The 16,648-nt window shown below is 56.7% G+C and carries 15 protein-coding genes; 13 read left to right on the forward strand and 2 right to left on the reverse strand.

Annotated features, from left to right (window positions below):
- The first annotated feature begins 23 nt into the window (after positions 1 to 23).
- The 11 genes from secF to VM163_03685 all read left to right on the forward strand — a co-directional run bounded on the left by secF (position 24) and on the right by VM163_03685 (position 13,454).
- Complete coding sequence (gene secF, locus VM163_03635) at positions 24 to 1,235, forward strand: protein translocase subunit SecF (GenBank protein ID HUT02962.1); 1,212 nt, start codon at positions 24 to 26, stop codon at positions 1,233 to 1,235.
- 10 nt (positions 1,236 to 1,245) lie between these two features.
- Positions 1,246 to 3,552, forward strand: coding sequence for a RelA/SpoT family protein (locus VM163_03640; GenBank protein ID HUT02963.1), 2,307 nt, complete (start codon positions 1,246 to 1,248; stop codon positions 3,550 to 3,552).
- Positions 3,553 to 3,575: 23 nt separating this feature from the next.
- Positions 3,576 to 3,962, forward strand: a complete 387-nt coding sequence (locus VM163_03645) for a RidA family protein (protein ID HUT02964.1) — start codon at positions 3,576 to 3,578, stop codon at positions 3,960 to 3,962.
- Between the two features lie 107 nt (positions 3,963 to 4,069).
- Positions 4,070 to 4,996, forward strand: a complete 927-nt coding sequence (locus tag VM163_03650) for an ACP S-malonyltransferase (GenBank protein ID HUT02965.1) — start codon at positions 4,070 to 4,072, stop codon at positions 4,994 to 4,996.
- A gap of 241 nt (positions 4,997 to 5,237) precedes the next feature.
- Positions 5,238 to 9,275, forward strand: coding sequence for a M36 family metallopeptidase (locus VM163_03655; protein HUT02966.1), 4,038 nt, complete (start codon positions 5,238 to 5,240; stop codon positions 9,273 to 9,275).
- Positions 9,276 to 9,279: 4 nt separating this feature from the next.
- Positions 9,280 to 9,729, forward strand: a complete 450-nt coding sequence (locus VM163_03660) for a cyclic nucleotide-binding domain-containing protein (protein ID HUT02967.1) — start codon at positions 9,280 to 9,282, stop codon at positions 9,727 to 9,729.
- Between the two features lie 52 nt (positions 9,730 to 9,781).
- A complete protein-coding gene (locus VM163_03665) occupies positions 9,782 to 10,777 on the forward strand; it encodes a PfkB family carbohydrate kinase (protein ID HUT02968.1) in 996 nt (331 codons plus the stop codon).
- 154 nt (positions 10,778 to 10,931) lie between these two features.
- Entirely contained in the window at positions 10,932 to 12,272 is a 1,341-nt protein-coding gene (tig, locus tag VM163_03670; protein ID HUT02969.1) for a trigger factor, read from the forward strand.
- A 12-nt stretch (positions 12,273 to 12,284) separates the two neighbouring features.
- Positions 12,285 to 12,869, forward strand: a complete 585-nt coding sequence (locus VM163_03675; GenBank protein ID HUT02970.1) for an ATP-dependent Clp protease proteolytic subunit — start codon at positions 12,285 to 12,287, stop codon at positions 12,867 to 12,869.
- A 34-nt stretch (positions 12,870 to 12,903) separates the two neighbouring features.
- Positions 12,904 to 13,164 (forward strand): DUF4160 domain-containing protein, encoded by a 261-nt coding sequence (locus VM163_03680; protein HUT02971.1) that lies wholly within the window; start codon positions 12,904 to 12,906, stop codon positions 13,162 to 13,164.
- A complete protein-coding gene (locus VM163_03685; protein ID HUT02972.1) occupies positions 13,119 to 13,454 on the forward strand; it encodes a DUF2442 domain-containing protein in 336 nt (111 codons plus the stop codon). Before VM163_03680 ends, VM163_03685 begins: the two co-directional genes overlap by 46 nt.
- An 86-nt stretch (positions 13,455 to 13,540) precedes the next feature.
- Here VM163_03685 and VM163_03690 read toward each other — a convergent pair whose 3' ends face one another.
- Together VM163_03690 and VM163_03695 are read right to left on the reverse strand one after the other, a co-directional pair.
- Positions 13,541 to 14,614 (reverse strand): glycosyltransferase family 9 protein, encoded by a 1,074-nt coding sequence (locus VM163_03690; protein ID HUT02973.1) that lies wholly within the window; start codon positions 14,612 to 14,614, stop codon positions 13,541 to 13,543.
- Positions 14,611 to 14,781 (reverse strand): Trm112 family protein, encoded by a 171-nt coding sequence (locus tag VM163_03695; protein ID HUT02974.1) that lies wholly within the window; start codon positions 14,779 to 14,781, stop codon positions 14,611 to 14,613. The genes VM163_03690 and VM163_03695 overlap by 4 nt, the downstream gene beginning before the upstream one ends.
- A 678-nt stretch (positions 14,782 to 15,459) precedes the next feature.
- Between VM163_03695 and VM163_03700 the strand changes: the two genes are divergently transcribed.
- On the forward strand, positions 15,460 to 16,095 hold the full coding sequence (locus tag VM163_03700; protein ID HUT02975.1) for a TetR/AcrR family transcriptional regulator: 636 nt from the start codon (positions 15,460 to 15,462) through the stop codon (positions 16,093 to 16,095).
- Positions 16,092 to 16,648: TolC family protein (locus VM163_03705; GenBank protein ID HUT02976.1), on the forward strand; the 557-nt coding region annotated here is incomplete at its 3' end. The genes VM163_03700 and VM163_03705, both read left to right, overlap by 4 nt.

Here is a 16,648-nt window from a genome sequence, read left to right on the forward strand (position 1 = left end):
AGACCGCTCTTTGGAGAGAGAATATGGACATTATTAAGGACTCGAAATTCAAGTTTATTGAGAGCCGTAAGATCGCGTTTGCGTGTTCGGCCATTTTGCTACTTGCCGGCATCATCTCGCTGATCGTAAAGGGCGGCCCAAGTTACAGCATTGATTTCGAGGGCGGGACACTCATCCAACTGAAGTTCCTCAATCCAGTGGATATCTCTGTGCTGAGGCATAGCCTGGAAGGTATCGGCTACGGGGGCGCAACGATACAGGGGTTTGGTTCGCCCCGGGATGTCCTCATCCGGGTAAAGGATGTGGAAAAGTCCCAGGCAAGCGGGGATAGCCTTGTGCCCAAGCTTGTGGGGGTAGTTCGTGCGGCTTTTGACAAGCAGATAGGCGAGGGGCGCACGATCGACATAAATGCGATCAGTCCGAAGGAGCTCGCCCTTCACCTGAAAGACCTCAAAGCCTTCAAGAACAAAAGGGAGGGAGCGGAGACGCTTGCCGGAACAATAGTCGAGAGGCGAAACGCCCTCGGGGGGCTGTTTCCCAATGTGGACGCTTTGCTGTCCGTCCCTGGCATACCTGCTGAGGCAGTTGATTACTTCAGGGACAAGGCTTATGCCAGCGGTCTCACCGTGGTCCGTCAGGAGATGGTTGGGCCGAAGGTCGGAAAGGACCTGCGTGGGAAAGCTCTACTTTCGATATTCTGGGCCGTGCTCGGGATACTCATCTATGTCTCGCTTCGCTTTCGGTTTCAGTTCGCTGTGGCTGCGGTAATTGCCCTGATCCACGATGTCGGCATAACGGTTGGGCTGTTCTCGATCTTCAACCGGGAGTTCTCGCTCACGATCGTTGCCGCTCTTCTGACAATCGTCGGCTACTCGCTTAACGACACGATCGTTGTTTATGACCGTATCAGGGAGAACTCGAAGTCAATGAGGAGTCTGCCCTACGCCCAGCAGCTGAATGCCAGCATCAACTTGACCCTTAGTAGAACGCTCCTGACGTCGTTCACAACCTTCATTGTCGTTCTTGCGCTGTTCGTTCTTGGCGGCGAGGTCATACGTGATTTCGCGCTAGCGCTGATGATAGGAGTCATTGTGGGCACATACTCTTCTATCTTCGTTGCCAGCCCAATCGTGTACGACTGGGAGATGTACTCCAGAAGCAGACAGAAGAGAAAGCACATCGGCTCGGGCAAGCCGGCGGTTCAAGCTGCGGGCTCGCCTAAAAGACGAAGATAAGGGCTGAACGGTGGTCCTCAACAAGTCCGCCACAGATCTTAACATCGCGGCGGATTACGAGGCACGGCTCGCGGCGATCAAGCGAGCATTGCTGTCCAGGTATCCTGATACGGCGGCTGATCACGATATCGAGAGGGCGTTTCGGTTTGCCGCGGAATACCACAAGGGCCAAAAGCGAGCGTCGGGGGAGGATTTCATAAAGCACCCGCTCTCGGTGGCCGAGATCCTGACGAAATGGGAGCTTGCGCCGGAGCTCATCACGGCCGCGCTGCTACACGACGTGTTGGAGGACGCATCGCCTGCCGATGTGGTGGTGTCTGCTAGTCCAGAGATATCTGACGAGGCCCTCGCTAGACAGCGCTTTATCGAGACAAGAGAAAATCTAGGTAACGAGATAGCCGCCGAGTTCGGAAATGATGTGGCCGAGATCGTCCAGGGGCTGACCAAAGTCGACCGGCTTATGCTGGAGTCGAGGGAGGAAAGAACGGTGGAGAACCTCAAGCGGTTCTTCGCGGCGGTTGGCAAAGACCTGAGAGTGGTGCCGATAAAGCTAGCCGACCGGCTACACAACATGCGCACTCTGAAATCGCTGCCTGACTGGAAGCAGAAGAGGACGGCGAAGGAAACACTCACCCTGTATGCGCCTCTTGCGTACCGGTTTGGGATGGGCGAGGTTCAGTCGGAGCTGGAGGACTTGGCCTTCGAGTCGCTCTTGCCGGACATCTACAACAAGCTTGTTGAGAAGCTCAGGGCGACGGAGGACGAGCGCCTCGCCGCGTTGAAAGGTGCGGAGAAGGCTCTCCGTAAGCATCTAGTGGCCGCTGGCATCGATGCCAAAATCACCACACGGAGCAAGCATTACTACAGCATATATCGGAAGATGGTGCGTCAAGGACTGACGATCGATGAGGTCTTGGACATAGTCGGGATGAGGGTTATCGCCAAGACTGAGAGCGAGTGCTACCGGGTGTTTGGGGAGGTTCATTCCCTCTGGCGCCCCATCCCGGGCGCGTTCAAGGACTACATAGCTACACCCAAGCCCAATATGTATCAGTCACTGCACACGGTTGTTCTCGTCAGGCCCGGCTACCAGCTCGAAGTGCAGATACGAACCGAAAAAATGCATCTAGTCGCCGAGCGAGGCATAGCCGCACATTGGCGTTACAAGGCAATGGCGGACGAGAGGCTGCTCAAAAAGCTTTACAAGGAGAGCGACGTCAGCCAGTGGGTCGAGGAATTCATAACCAGCTACATAGAGAAGGACAGGGGCACAAAGCTGCTGGATGACATCAAGACGATGCTTCAGTCTGAGGACATCTACGTGATGACACCGAAGGGGGAGATAAGGAGCTTCCCGCAGGGCTCAACGATCATTGATTTCGCATACAGCATACACACCGCCATCGGGGACCATTTCGTCGCAGGGAAAGTCGGAGGCGTCCAAAAGCAGCCAGACCAAGAGTTGAAGACTGGGGACGTAGTCGAGATCATAACCGACAAGAGGGCAAGGCCGAAGAAAGAATGGTTGAAGTTCGCCAAAACGCCGTTCGCCCGCGCCGCGATACAGAAGTGGTTCAAGCTCGAAGAGCGGCATCTGATGGCCGAGATAGGGCGGTCGGTATTGGACGAGAAGTTAAGGATGGCTTGCGTTCCAAGCAAGGAGTTCTACAAGTCGCCCCGCCTTGCGTCGTTCATCGACCGAAGCGGGCTGTCGGACGTGCAGGACCTATTCGTCAAGGTCTCGCTAGGTAAGATAAAGGTGCTGCACGCGTTGGAGTTTGTTCTGCCCAAGAACCTCTACGAGAAGGTCCACACTCTCAAGGTAGCCAAAACGCCTCCTCAGGCCGACCTGCTCGCCCGCATCCGCGCCTACAAGAAGGGACTAGTAATCTCCGACCCGACAGCGTCGGAGGTCATTCTCGCCAAGTGCTGTCACCCTCTGCCAGGAGACCGCGTGGTGGGCTACATCAAACGAGGGAGCGGCGTTTCAATCCACAGGATCGAATGTTCGCGGGTCGAGGAGCTTTTGCCGGACAACATCAGGATAATAAGACATATCAGGTGGGACGTCCCGAAGTCATCTCTATTTGACACAAGATTGAGGCTCGTCTCGGTGGATAAGAAGGGCATTTTAGTCTATATCACCAAGGCGCTGTTGAACGCCAATGTTGACCTGCGGCAGACCAGGAGCGACAGGCTGCCGGACGGCTCGATTTTGTTCAAGATCGATGCCCAGTGCTCCTCAGCTAGGCAGATCGAGAAGGCGATGGATCATCTGAAGGATATTGAGGGTATTATTGAAATAGAAAGAAAATAGACAAATCGCGAATGAGAGTGAGAATGCCAAAAAAGATCATAGCAACCAACAAAGCACCGGCCGCGGTCGGCCCCTACTCGCAGGCCGTGCTCGCCGGCGGTTTTCTGTTCATCTCAGGCCAGATAGCGATTGACCCCAAGACAGGAGGCCTCACAGGCGGCTCTTCCGCCGAGCAGACCAAGCGCATAATGAGGAACATTGCCGCCATCCTTGACGAGGCTGGGGCCTCGGTCAGCGATCTGGTCAAGTGCGACATCTTCGTAACCGACCTGGGTCAGTTTAAGGCCATCAATGACGTGTATGCGCAGTTCTTCGACACGCAGCCGCCAGCAAGGGCGACGATACAGGTCTCAGCTCTCCCGCTCGGCGTTGACGTCGAGATCGCCGCAGTCGCTTACGTGGGGCACTAGCGCACTTTGTGGGAATGAGGGAGGGTTCGCGACGTGTTACCCGCAACTGATGCGAAAAGGTTCTCAGACTGTCCGCACCTCGCGAGCGCTCTCGGAATGAGTAATCCATGAGGACCGCAGTATGCTTTCCTGGGCAGGCCTTGTCTCCTGTCTCGGACTTGCTTGGACGCCTCAAGCAGCTTTCGGCAGCCGGGCCGACGGTTGAGGAGGGGGAGAAGTTCATCGAGCGAGTCGGGTCCCCACTATCGGAGCGAACCATTCAGCAGCTTAGGACGTTCATCGCAAGCGTCGCCTCGTTCAAGGTTCTGACGGAGGAGATGAATGGGCCGGTATCGCTGTTGGTGGAGCACGGGGTAGGCATTTACGCTGCGCTTGTTTCTGCCCGGTCCATGTCGTTCCACCAAGGGCTGGAGATTGTGCTGATGGCCGGCGACCTTCTTGACGAGGTTGCTGACGGGGGCGACTTCGAGATGGCCTCGATAGTTGGGCTAAACCGCGAGGAGCTCAACCTCGTGTGCTCGGTGGCGGCCGAGAGTGGCGAAGTCTATCTTGCAAACATCAACGGCCCAACGCACTTCGTGCTCTCGGGGCATAGAAAGGCCATGGCTGCCGCCTGCGATGGCGCAAATAGGCGAGGCGCAATCGAGGCGAAACTACTTGGGGTAGATGCGCCGATTCACACGAGTATCCTCGAATCTCGCGGCCGCAGGCTCGCAAAACAGTTGGCGACCGTACAATTTCAAAGCCCCGCAACGCCAATCATCGAACACATTTACGGCCAGCGCATTATCGAGTGCAACATCCTCGACCTGCTCTCGCAGCAGCTCTTCATGCCCGTCAAGTGGACACGGGTTATGGACGCCCTGTGTCGTGAAGGAATAGATACCCTCATCATCTTGCCACCGGAAACAGGGTTGGCCAAGAGCATCGAGGCGGACATGAACGATGCGACAATTATCTCACCCGGGGAGGGCAGCGACCTCAAGGCATGGTTTGAGCAGCTCGCTGGACTGAGTGAATGGAGCACGATGTAGCACACCCGTGCCCTCAGTAACGGGACGCAAGCGCTTGAAATGCGTCGTCAGCCGTAGCGCCGAACCAGCGCCCGCGAGGCGTCTGCCGGCGTCAGGTCGAAGAAAGAGCTGTCAATCCGCTCGGTGAACCAAACTACCCCTCAATCTGTTCTATTATTGCCGTATTATTGAACTTCGGGAATTAGGCAACTATCATCTCCGTAGCTTCTAGCTTTGCTTATCTACGTTGAGGGAGGATTCGATGACAGGTCAAAGGTTCATTGTTTGTTTGTTGGCTATGGTCGCTTTCATAGCGGCGTTTCCGGGCATCTTGCACGCTTTTGTTCAGCCGCAAAATGAGTCGGCAGTTCCAGAAGTGCCATTGGCACAGCACCAAGCAGGAGCGCCAACTCAGGCGCAGCTAGACTATCTCGATTCGCTGACTGCCCAGCGGCCAGTCGCTGTGCAATTCAGCGAGAAGACGGGCAGCCCTCGTTCCGTCTCAGGACGGCTTTACTGGGCCAAACGTGCGGACGAGTCGCTCGTGGCGAGGGAGGCTATCGACCGTTTTGGGCAGCTTTATTCAATCCGTCCTAGCGAGGATGCCCTGACCCTTGTCAAGACGTCGCGGTCCTACAGCTACTCTCACTACAGGTTTGAGCAGGAATACGAGGGCATCCCAGTCTGGCGGGCAGGTCTTTCCGTTCACATCGATGGCGCTGGCGTGGTACGCAGGCTCAACGGCGAGTTCTACCGTGGGATACACTGCGCAACGGAGCCTTTACTTACGGCCCAGGACGCGGAGGATGTTGCTCTTTCGTTTCTCTCGCCGAGCGAGGAGACCGACCTCTCGCAGCAGGCCAGGCTGGTCATCGCGCCGACGGAGCGCTTTCGTCTTGCCTATCAGGTGAAGGTGTTCTGTCGGAAGCCGCTGGGCCTTTTCGTCCTGCTGGTCGATGCGCAGAACGGAGACCTTCTATACCTTAAGAACGAGCTTCTTTTCAGCCGGGTCACCGGAAACGTCTATGACGTCAACCCGGGCGAGACGCCGCAAGCAGAGATGCCGATTCGGGACATGAAGGCCACCGCCGGCGTTAACGTCTATTACACCGATGCGGAGGGGTATTACGATGCGGAGGGCGAGGTCTCTGCCCATATAGAAGGGCCCTACTGCAAAGCGCTCAACGATGACTTCAGTCGGGCATCTTGGGATGGCGACGCTACCTTCGTGTGGGACTACGCTCCGACGAGCACGCACTTTGACGAGGTCTGTGCCTTCTATCACGTCAACCTGATACACGCTTGGCTCAAGGACCACCTCGAGTTCGACGGGATGGACTTACCGATAAGCGTAACCGTCCACTACAGTGAGGACATGAACAACGCGTTCTACAGCCCCACCTACAACAGTATCTCCTTGGGCGACGGCACGCTGCGAGACCCCGCCCACGATGCTGACATAGTGATGCACGAATATGGGCACGCAGTCGTTCACAACACTGCCTCGAGGGATTTCTCCGCTCAGTCGCTCGATGAGGGCTATGCGGACTATTTCACGTGCAGTCTGCACGATGACCCGCTGGTCGGCGAGTGGTGGATGCCCCCTTATCTTCGGAACCTGGATAACGACATGGTCTATCCATTCGACCTAGTCGGCGAGGGGCATCACGACGGCCAGATATGGTCTGGTGCGCTGTGGGACATCCGCAAGAAGTATGGGGCGGATGTGGCAGACAGGATCGCCCTGGGAACGCTCTACTATTATGGCAGCGAGACTCCATCTTTTCTGGACGCAAGAGACGCGGCACTCGACGCGGATGAGGAGTGCTTCGGTTCGGAGCACCGAAATAGCATCGTCGAGATTTTCTCCAAGAGAGGCATCTCAGACGTTTCCATCGCCAGCTGGTCAATCAGCGAGGTTGAGGGCAACGGCGACGGCGTAGCTGACCCGGGCGAGACGCTCGACCTCAGCGTGCAGGTGAGGAATCTGACTGGTAGTATGGTCTCCTCGTCGTTCATCGCGCTTCAGTCCGACTCGCCGTTTATCGAGGTAACTGATGGCCTCACGCAGCTTCCGATAGTTCAGGGGCATGAGAAAGTTCAGTGCGCCTCGCCTTTCCGCTTCAAGATCGCGACTGGCTGCCCGGCGGACGGCGTTTTGGAGTTCGGGGTGAAGATAGGATTTGATGTGGATGCTCTTATCTTCGCAGGCGCGATTAGGATGACGCTCGGGCGCAGTCCGGAGGTTGCGTTTCTGGAGCATCGGATATACGATTTTGTTGGGAACGGGGACCAGGAAGCCAACCCGGGCGAGCTGATCGTCATTTTGCCAACGCTATCCAATACCGGCAATGCTACCGCGTCAAACGTTCGAATAAGGACATTCGTGAGGAGTCCATACGTGAACGCCAGGGGCGGCTATCAAGGGCAGATCTCCACCAACACCGCATCGTACGGCGACATTGAGCCAGGTCAGACGATAGAGGCTTCTGAGAGTCAGAATAACATCATCGAGATACTGGAATCTGACACTCCGGACGGCTACGAATACGATGTGGATTACGACCTCTTGGAGCAGGGCGGCCGGAGATGGACTGGCAGCTTCCCCGTAACCGTTACCGGCAATGACCAGACGCCGCCCTGGGTCGCGTACTCCGAAGGGTCGCCAACTCAAGTCAATCAGGGGAGCTCGTTCTACGTCGTGGCGCTCGTGATCGAGCCGGGAAGGATCGCATCGATCGGCGGCGAGCTGCACAACAGGGCCGGCGATGGGCTGGGCAAGGTCCTGTTTACGCGCTACACGCAAGACCTGTACGTAGGCTTTGGGGCGATGCCGGCGAACGAGGATGTCTTCCTTGACATCACGGCCGAAGACGCCAACGGCAACGAGGGGACCAAGAGAAACGCCTGCGCGTTTGGCCCGACGACGTTCACGCAAGAGTCTAACGTCCTCTTCGTTGCGGACGACTTCGCTGACGCCGAGGGCATGAGGCACAAAACCCTCGAGGCGCTTGCACAAAAGGGCCTTTCGGCTGACGTGTGGGAGACCGAGATCAGGCAGCTTCCCGGCAAGTCAACGCTCAGCAAGTACGCCGGTGGCCTGGTTATTTTCGATGCTAAGTACAACCCATACTACATGTCCCACTATCCGTATTTGGCATATAGACCTGTCGCGGTGGCAGATGCGATGCAGCTCGGCGCGAACGTTCTCTTAACGGGCCAGTTGGTCGGGTCATACTACAACATGTATAATGAGGGCGGGACATTCTTCGAGGACACCTTCCACTGCGAGGTCGGCGGCACTAGATCGGGGGATGAGAGCCTTGCCATCGTTGGCAAGTCGGGGGACGTCATAGGCGATGCGCTCAGTGTTGGTCTGTCGGGCACCGAGGAGTTTCCCGCCACGCCTGACTACCTCACGCCGCTTGAAGGCTGCGATACGTTTCTGCATTTTGCTGATGACGAGAGTCAGAAGATGGGAGTCCGCGCTGAGAACCTGAACGCACGCGGAGTCTATCTTACGTTTGAGATCGGTGACGTCGATGACGCCGAACAGGGAGAGATGCTCTTTTCAAGGGCGGTTGACTGGCTCATGGGCTCAGCCGAGACACCGTCCGGAGTGCCGGTCTTTGCGGCCGGCTTTGTCAATACCGACCTGAACGCGGCTGGCGGGGAGTTCGAGATGCAGGCCTACGCTAACCCAGCGTTCCCCATAGAGAGCCTCGACCTCTATATTGGGGGCAGCCCACTAGGTATTTCGCTCGACGAGACGCTTCCCTATTTCTACACTCTTGATATGCACGTCGGGTCGCTCGTGCCGGGCTACTACACGCTTGAGCTTGTCGCCTCGCTCAGAAACGGGAGGCAGATCGTGGTCTGGCCATACCTGCCGGTAGGCGACTACGACGACTGGCAGGTTGATCAGCGGGCGGCGTTCACGGGCGGCGCTGGGCCGAAAAACCCCGACGCGCCAAGAGTGCTGCTGGCTGGGTTCTTCTCGTCCGAGCTCACGCCAGAATCGGGCGGCACGCTCAATCCGGTCGCTATGGTCGATGACCCAGATGGTCTCTCTGACATCGCATCAGTAGTTCTGTCGTTCGAGAACCATCCGGGCGTGGCTAAAGAGATCGAGCTTTTGGACGACGGACTAAGCGGGGATTTCGCGGCCGGAGACGGTATATATGGCATGATCATGACCAAGCCATACGAGCTCCCACGCGGGCTTCACCTGCTCCACATCACCGCCCGAGACGCAGACGGGAACACTGGCGAGTGGCCAGAACTGGTTGTGAACCAATAGACCAATGCAGAATATCGACGTCATCAGAGCGACTTCTCTGTTCGAGGGAGTTGGCGAGGAGGCCCTGGCGGTCTTCGCCAAGAACGCCATCGCCAGCTCCTACGGGGCCAAGTCCGTCATAGCCGCCGAAGGCAGCCTGGGCGATTGTCTGTTCATAATCAAGTCAGGCTCGGTTGATGTAATACTGAACCGCGATACAAAAGGTGCAGTTAAGATAGCAGAGCTTGCGGCCGGCGATTTTGCGGGCGAGATGTCTCTGATCGACAGCCAGCCCAGGTCTGCGTCTCTCATTGCGAGACAAGACACAAAGGTGCTGATTATCACGAGGGCGGCATTGCTCGATCTGCACTCGAAGGACTTCGATGCGTTTATGAGGATCATCGTGAACATCACTCGAAGAATCGGCAATCGGCTTCGTGAGACCGACAAAGTCCTGGCCAACATCGCCAGATGACGGCAGCTTTGTGCAGATATGAGCTCCGTGCTGGCCCGGCGGGGTCATCCTTATGAAGAGAAGACTGCGTGAAATCGTCCGGCGCTTCAAAGCCGCGACAGTTCTCGTAGTTGGCGATGTGATCGCAGACGTTTACGTGCTCGGCAACACGTCGCGAATCTCTCGCGAGGCGCCCGTGCTAATACTGGAGTTCGACTCGGAGCAGGTCTTTCTTGGAGGAGCTGGCAATGCTGCAAACAACGTTCGCGCCTGCGGAGCAAGGACGTTTCTGGCCGGCGTTTTAGGCACGGACGCCCACGGCGACGCCGTCTGGGCAGAGGCGCAGAGGCGAGGCATCGAGAGCGACGCTCTCTTGCGCCTCGAGGCCGTGAACACGTCGATCAAGACGAGGATACTCGCCGGGGGTCGGCACAGGGCGCGCCAGCAGATCGTCAGGATGGACAGATGCGCTGCGCCAAAGCTTGATGATGAGGCCCGCTCAAACCTACTTGCTCGAACCCAGAAGGCAGCTCAGGCTGCCGACGGCATCATCATCTCAGATTACGGCCACGGACTCGTCTCAGACGAGCTTTACCAGGCTGTTCGAGGCATCGCCGGGGAGCGGGACGTCCCGATCACGGTCGATACGCGATACGGCCTGCTGCGCTACTCAAGCGTAACCGCCCAAACACCGAACGAGACCGAGATCGAGGAGGTTCTTAAAGTCCCGCTTCAGACGGACGACGTCAGGCTTGCTCAGACCGCCGAGATGCTCCGTAAAAAACTCTCGCTCGAGGCGATTCTTGTTACACGCGGGAGCAAGGGGATGATGCTGCTGGACGAGAATGGCAGCGAGTCGATACCGATCTTCGGCGCCGATGAGGTCGCTGACGTGACCGGCGCGGGAGATACTGTCGTGGCCGTTTTCACAACGGCGCTTGCAGCTGGCGCGACGTTCAGCGAGGCAGCCCACCTCGCCAACATCGCCGGCGGGCTAGTCGTGATGAAGAGGGGGACGGCGACTGTCTCGGCGGAGGAGCTCCTTGCGGCGCTCGAGTCCTTCTCCTGAAAGCCTCCGCGAGGTCTGGCCTGGCTGGTTTTGTGTGTAGGCAAAACCTTGCAGAGTCGTTTCCGTTGGGTTAATAAACGGGCATATCTCCTTGCCTCGGTCTTAGCTGAGGCGATTTGGACAAGAGGTAACGTTATCGGAGAGAAGGTCTTTTATGAGAGTAACGGCCGCGTCGAGGGAAGGCGAGCAGCAGACGCTTGATGTCGAGCTCAGCCCGAAGGAGGTGGACGAGGAGTTCGGTAGAGCCTATAACCGCTACCGCAAGTCGGTAATCGCCCCTGGTTTCAGGCCCGGCAAGGCACTGAACAGCGCTGTTCAGCGCAAGTTCGGCAGCAAGGTCAAACAGGAGGTTCGCGAGTCGCTTTTGAAGGCGTATTCAATGCTGGCAACGCAGGAGCAGAATATCCCCCTGATAGACTCTCCCAAGGTAGAGTCGCTCGTGCCACTTGAGGAGAGCAAACCGTTTGCGTTCAGGCTGAATGTCCGCGCGAACTTCGTGCCCGAGGTACGTGGATATGATCGAATACATGTGAGGATTGCGCCTGCCAAACAGGTTACACCTGAACAGGTTGATGAGATGATAGAGCGGCTCCGGGAGAGTTTTGCGGTGCTTAGGCCGGTCGAGGGTCCCGACGTTGAGGTCAAAGTTGGGAACAGGATTACGGTGGATGCAGCGTTTTTAGGCCGCGAGAATGACGAGGTCATCGTCTCCGCACCGGGCGAGAGTGTGGAGGTTCTGTCTGCCGAGACAAGATTATATGGGCAGCACCTTGTCGGCAGGAGGTCTGAGGAGGAGGCAGTCGGCGACTACACAGTGCCGGACGATTTCCCCGACGAGGCCCTGCGCGGGAGGCAAGTTCGGGCGAGCGTCAAGGTCAAGGAGATTAAGAAGCTGAACCTGCCTCCGCTGGACGATTCTTTTGCCGAGATGGTTGGCGAGACCCAGACGCTCGAGGAACTGCGTAACCTGCTCGAGCATGGAGTTCAGGACAAATACGACCGTGAACATCAGCAGATGAAGGAGCAAGCGATGTTGGACAGGCTCCTTGAGTGCAATCCGCTCGAGGTTCATCCCAAGGTTCTTAAAAGCCGCACTGTTCGAATGATGATCGGGATGGTTGAAGAGGGGCTTTTGAACAAGGAGCACTCAGAGGATGAGTTCGAGGCGATAGCGCGCAAGCTCGAGCCAGTGGTCCTCGACACACTCAAACGCGAGCTGCTTGTTTCTCAGGTGGCTCTGCAAGAGGGTATCGATGCGACGCAGGATGAGATCGATGGTGTCGTCAAGCACAGCGGGCTGCGGCCCAGGGCTGAGCGCAACGCGAAGGACTACCTGATCGAGCGATTCAGGATAACGCTTATGGCGCGAGCAAAGGTGATCGACGTCAAAACAATAGAGTTTCTTCTGACGCGTCTTGAGTGTGAGCTGATCACCGATACTGCGGGTGAGCAGGCAAGATGCGACGAGACAGAAGGACCGCAACAGGCTCAATAGGGAGGAACAAAAATGGCACTTGTGCCGATGGTAGTTGAGGAGACTGGTAGGGGCGAACGGGCTTACGACATCTATTCTCGTCTTTTGAAGGACTGGATAATATTTCTGCACGGGCCGATCCACGACGAGCTGGCAAGCCTCATCGTTGCACAGCTGTTGTTCCTTGAGGCGGAAGACCCTGAGAAGGACATCAGCCTCTATATCAATAGCCCCGGCGGAAGCATCACGGCGGGCCTGGCGATATATGACACGATTCAGTACGTCAAGGCCGACGTCAGCACGATCTGCTTCGGACTGGCTGGAAGCATGGCGGCCTTGCTGCTTGCCGCCGGAGCCCCCAGCAAACGCTATTCGCTGCCGCACGGGACTATCATGCTGCACGAGCCGGCCGGCGGCTACGAGGGCAAGTTCACGGACTTGGACATCTATCGCAATGAGATGTCGAGAAAACGAGAGATAATGTATGAAATGCTGGTCAAGCACACAGGCCAACCACTGCGCAAGATAAAGCAAGACACCTCGAGAGACTTCTTCATGTCCGCATCCGAGGCGAAGAAGTATGGAATAATCGATGGGACATTCGATAGTAGGAAATGATAGCCGGCTGTCTCGTAAGGGTTAGAAAGATACAATGCCGACGATTAGCCACTTTTATGGCATAGTGATTCAGATGTTCTGGCGGGACCATGGTCCAGCCCATTTCCACGCGCTTTACGGAGGATACGAGGCGACTGTGGACATACGCGAGCTGCGTGTGCTGCGAGGATCGCTGCCGCGCCGGGCGTTGACGCTCGTGTTAGAATGGGCATCCGAACATAGGGATGAACTAATGGAGGACTGGAAGTTATGCGATCAGCTACGAACCCCGAAGCCCATAGAGCCACTCAGATAGCGCCGGCCATTCGGCCAGAAGCGCCGTGGCGGGTCGCCTCGGTCAACGCCTTGCCGGGCCTGCGCCTTCAGGTGACCTTCGTGGATGGCACGGTCGGCGAAGTGGACCTGAAGGCCTTTCTCAGCGATCACAAGGTGGAAGGCACGCTTTTTGAGCCACTGCGGAACTGGGAGGAATTCGCGAGGGTCCATGTTGAAATGGGTGCGGTTCGGTGGCCGAACGGCGCCGATCTCGCGCCGGATGCCATGTACGACGCGATCCGCCAGCGCGGCTGCTGGGTGCTTGGCTAAGTCATATAATGAACCACTTGACCCCGAACACAGTCCCTGCACAGCTGTGGATTCGAGGTAGCGTCCAAACCTGGCCGGAAACGCACTCAGGCGCGGAGCGACTCAAGCTCCAGAATCGCCGCCACAAGCTCGTCCTCTGATATTAAGGCGAGGCAGCCCTCACGGGTCCTGCGATGAGGGCATGATGGCGCGCATCTTATCTCCGTGCATGGCCTCAAAACGATGTGTGTCGATTGCCACGGATGCCAGAGGCGGAGCTCGGTCTTGCCAAACAGCGCCACGCAGGACGTGCCCAGCGCGTCGGCAATGTGCATTAGCCCGCTGTCAGGTCCCACGAAGACCGCTGCCCTTGCACAAAGCGCTTTAACCTCTGCGATGCTGATCTCGCCGACCATCGACACGACACGACCTCGCGCCTCATCCGAAAGCTGCTGCCTGATCAGGCTCCACCTTGCCAGATCATTCTTTGAACCGAGCGCTACGGGTCGCATCTGGCCCTCGCTAACGTAGGAACTCAGGACATGTCCAAACCGCTGGGCCGGATACTCCTTTCGCCCCTTGGTCGCGCCCACGTGAACAAGTAAGATACGCTCAGTGCCATCGAGACCCGCGGCTGCAAGCTTCGCATCCAGCGAGCGCCTCTCCTCCGTGCCAACGAAGAGCCTCGTCTCCGTCGATACAATCGGGACCCCAATCATCATAAGAGGAGCGAGGTTCTTGGCTACGGTGTGGATGACTGACTTCGTTCTGAGGACTTCCCTTGCTCTGGGCACGCGGATGTTATAGACGAACGAATGCCCGCCTTCCTCCCAGCCCACCCGGTATCTGGCTCCGGACAGGAAAGTCGCGATCGCGCCTCGTGGGCCGCAGTGAAAATCGATAGCGAGGTCAAACCGACTGCGTAATAGCTTCGTCAGAAACTTCAGGATGTGGTCTGGTCTGTTGTCGGTCGGCGAGACGATTGTCTCATCGATGTCGGGGTTGTTCTCGAGCACGCTCGCCGATGCCTCGTCAACGACGACGCTGAGCCTGCATCCTGGGCAGGCTCGCTTGAAGTTCGTAACAGCTGGCGTGAAAAGGACCGTGTCCCCAAGAGACCTGATCCTGACGAAAAGAGCGCTCTTAACTCTCGAGATCTCCAGAGCGCCCGGAGCTCTCACTGTATCGGTTCGGCCTCGTCGATCAGCATCACGGGAATGTCGTCTTCAATGCGATAGGCGAGTTTGCAGGCGCGGCAGATGAGCCTGTCCTCCTGTTCCTTGTAGTCAAGTTCGCCCTTGCACTGCGGGCAGACCAATATCTCCAAAAGCTCCTTGTCTAGCGCCATTTATGCTCCCTTCTGGCTCGCAAACGCTATAACCTGGGCACAACACCGTAGGTATCACAACCCTATGATAGACCGCTTTGCTCCGGCGTCAAGTTTGGCCGAGAACCCCAATAATCAGATTGGCGGTCCGGGAAGTTGTCTGTTGCAGCTGCTCGACACGTAGATAGAGGAGTTCATGTTGGAGTCCGAAGAGCTGCCTCCTTCACCTGCGGGGTGCAAATGAGGGACCCACGCTGCAATCCCCGACAGGGGATACCGTGGGTAGCCGTGCGTGCAACGCAACGGGAGGGTTATCATAGGGAGCTCCCCTCTTACCGTCAGGCTGCGCCTGCGGCTACCCGTGGTGTGCCCTGTCGGGCAGAATCTCATGCACCCCATCCCCGAGGGGGCCACGACATCCCCCTCTTCAATCTGATTATCGGGGAGAACCCCAACAATCAAGTTGAACCAAATCGAGCGAAATCAGTGCTGCTTGCTGCATGTAGGCCGGCAAAACTGACCTATTAAGACATTCTGTTAAGTTATAGGTCTGATCCTCGTGCCGGAGAATTACTCGACGAATGTTGAATTGGATTCTATAGTATGGGGTGTATAGTATATTGTAGATTGAACTTCATAATATGAATAAGCATTAAACGTTCGCAATAGTTTTAATAGCATTTAGTGAGGTTACTGCAAATGAGCGACATTCCCGAAACACACGAACTCTCTCGAAAGGAGAGGGAGGCCGTCTGGCGGAAATCGGAGGTAATCGAGGCGGCCGCGCGGCTGTTTGTCGAAAGAGGTTACGAGGCGACCTCGCTTCAAGAGATAGCCGAGGCGTCCGAGTTCTCTGTTGGCACTCTCTACAATTTTTTCGAGGGCAAGGAGGACATATATTTTGCGGTGATAGAGTCGCAGATGGCTGATTTCTACAACCGTGCCAAGCAAGCTCTGTCCTCAACTGAAGACCCAGTTGTGAAGCTAGAGAGGTTTGCAGGAGCGCATTTTGAGTATGCAATGGACGAGAAAGATACATTGAAGAGGTTTTGGCACGAGATGGCCGGCTTCGCCTGGGCGCTAAAGGAAAGACTGCGGGCCCGCCTGGAGAAAAGTGGGTACCTGCCTCATGCGTTGCTTGTTCCTGTTTTTGACCGGTTGAGGGCAGCGGGTTTTGTAGATGATGTGCAGTCCGAGGAACAAGCGATAGTCTTCGGCGGTATGTGTTTCTCGTATTTGTTGATGTGGTTACGGTCGGGCAAGGAGATGGACCTGCTGTCGCGTGCGCCAGTTGTTGTTAAGCGGTTTTTGGAGGGATTCGGGAGGCGTGGATGATTAGGATTGACGTTCGTTGTTTTCCTGTCGTTGGGATCTGGCTCTTGTCGTTTTGCTTAGTCTTTTCCTATGCAGCTCATGCGCAAGAGGCGCTGACGCTCAAGGACAGCATTAAGATTGCTCTTGAGAATCATTCTGCGATTAGTCAGGCGAAGGCTTCTCTTCTGGCGGCCGAGTCGCAGTCGAGGTCCTCAGCGACGGCTTTCTTTCCGACCGCCTCGTTAGGCGGCTATTACACTCGTCTGGACCATGATCGCTACCAAACGACGTCCATAGACCTCGGGACGGGGACGCAGACGATGGTCTCGCCGTATATGCGCAAGTATCAGTATTCAATGGGATTGCAGGTCGCTCAGCCGCTTTTTACTGGCGGGGCGATTTACTACTCGCGCAAGCTGTCGAAGACTGGAGTCGGGATCGCAAAGGAGCAGCTCGAGGGCACGGAGCAGGACGTCGAGCTTGGCGTGGCAGAGACGTATTACGCGGTGCTTCAGGCGCAGCATCTTCTCGGGGTCGCGAAGTTGACGGAGGAGTCGATGGAGGCACATCGCAA

This window comes from bacterium (genome assembly GCA_035527515.1).
Lineage (GTDB): Bacteria > B130-G9 > B130-G9 > B130-G9 > B130-G9 > B130-G9.

Coding starts and splice junctions, on each gene's coding strand:
- tig (HUT02969.1), top strand. CDS start 10,932: ATGAGAGTAACGGCCGCGTCGAGGGAAGGCGAGCAGCAGACGCTTGAT.
- VM163_03660 (HUT02967.1), top strand. CDS start 9,280: ATGCAGAATATCGACGTCATCAGAGCGACTTCTCTGTTCGAGGGAGTT.
- secF (HUT02962.1), top strand. CDS start 24: ATGGACATTATTAAGGACTCGAAATTCAAGTTTATTGAGAGCCGTAAG.
- VM163_03650 (HUT02965.1), top strand. CDS start 4,070: ATGAGGACCGCAGTATGCTTTCCTGGGCAGGCCTTGTCTCCTGTCTCG.
- VM163_03695 (HUT02974.1), bottom strand. CDS start 14,781: ATGGCGCTAGACAAGGAGCTTTTGGAGATATTGGTCTGCCCGCAGTGC.
- VM163_03680 (HUT02971.1), top strand. CDS start 12,904: ATGCCGACGATTAGCCACTTTTATGGCATAGTGATTCAGATGTTCTGG.
- VM163_03675 (HUT02970.1), top strand. CDS start 12,285: ATGGCACTTGTGCCGATGGTAGTTGAGGAGACTGGTAGGGGCGAACGG.
- VM163_03645 (HUT02964.1), top strand. CDS start 3,576: ATGCCAAAAAAGATCATAGCAACCAACAAAGCACCGGCCGCGGTCGGC.
- VM163_03655 (HUT02966.1), top strand. CDS start 5,238: ATGACAGGTCAAAGGTTCATTGTTTGTTTGTTGGCTATGGTCGCTTTC.
- VM163_03700 (HUT02975.1), top strand. CDS start 15,460: ATGAGCGACATTCCCGAAACACACGAACTCTCTCGAAAGGAGAGGGAG.
- VM163_03685 (HUT02972.1), top strand. CDS start 13,119: ATGCGATCAGCTACGAACCCCGAAGCCCATAGAGCCACTCAGATAGCG.
- VM163_03665 (HUT02968.1), top strand. CDS start 9,782: ATGAAGAGAAGACTGCGTGAAATCGTCCGGCGCTTCAAAGCCGCGACA.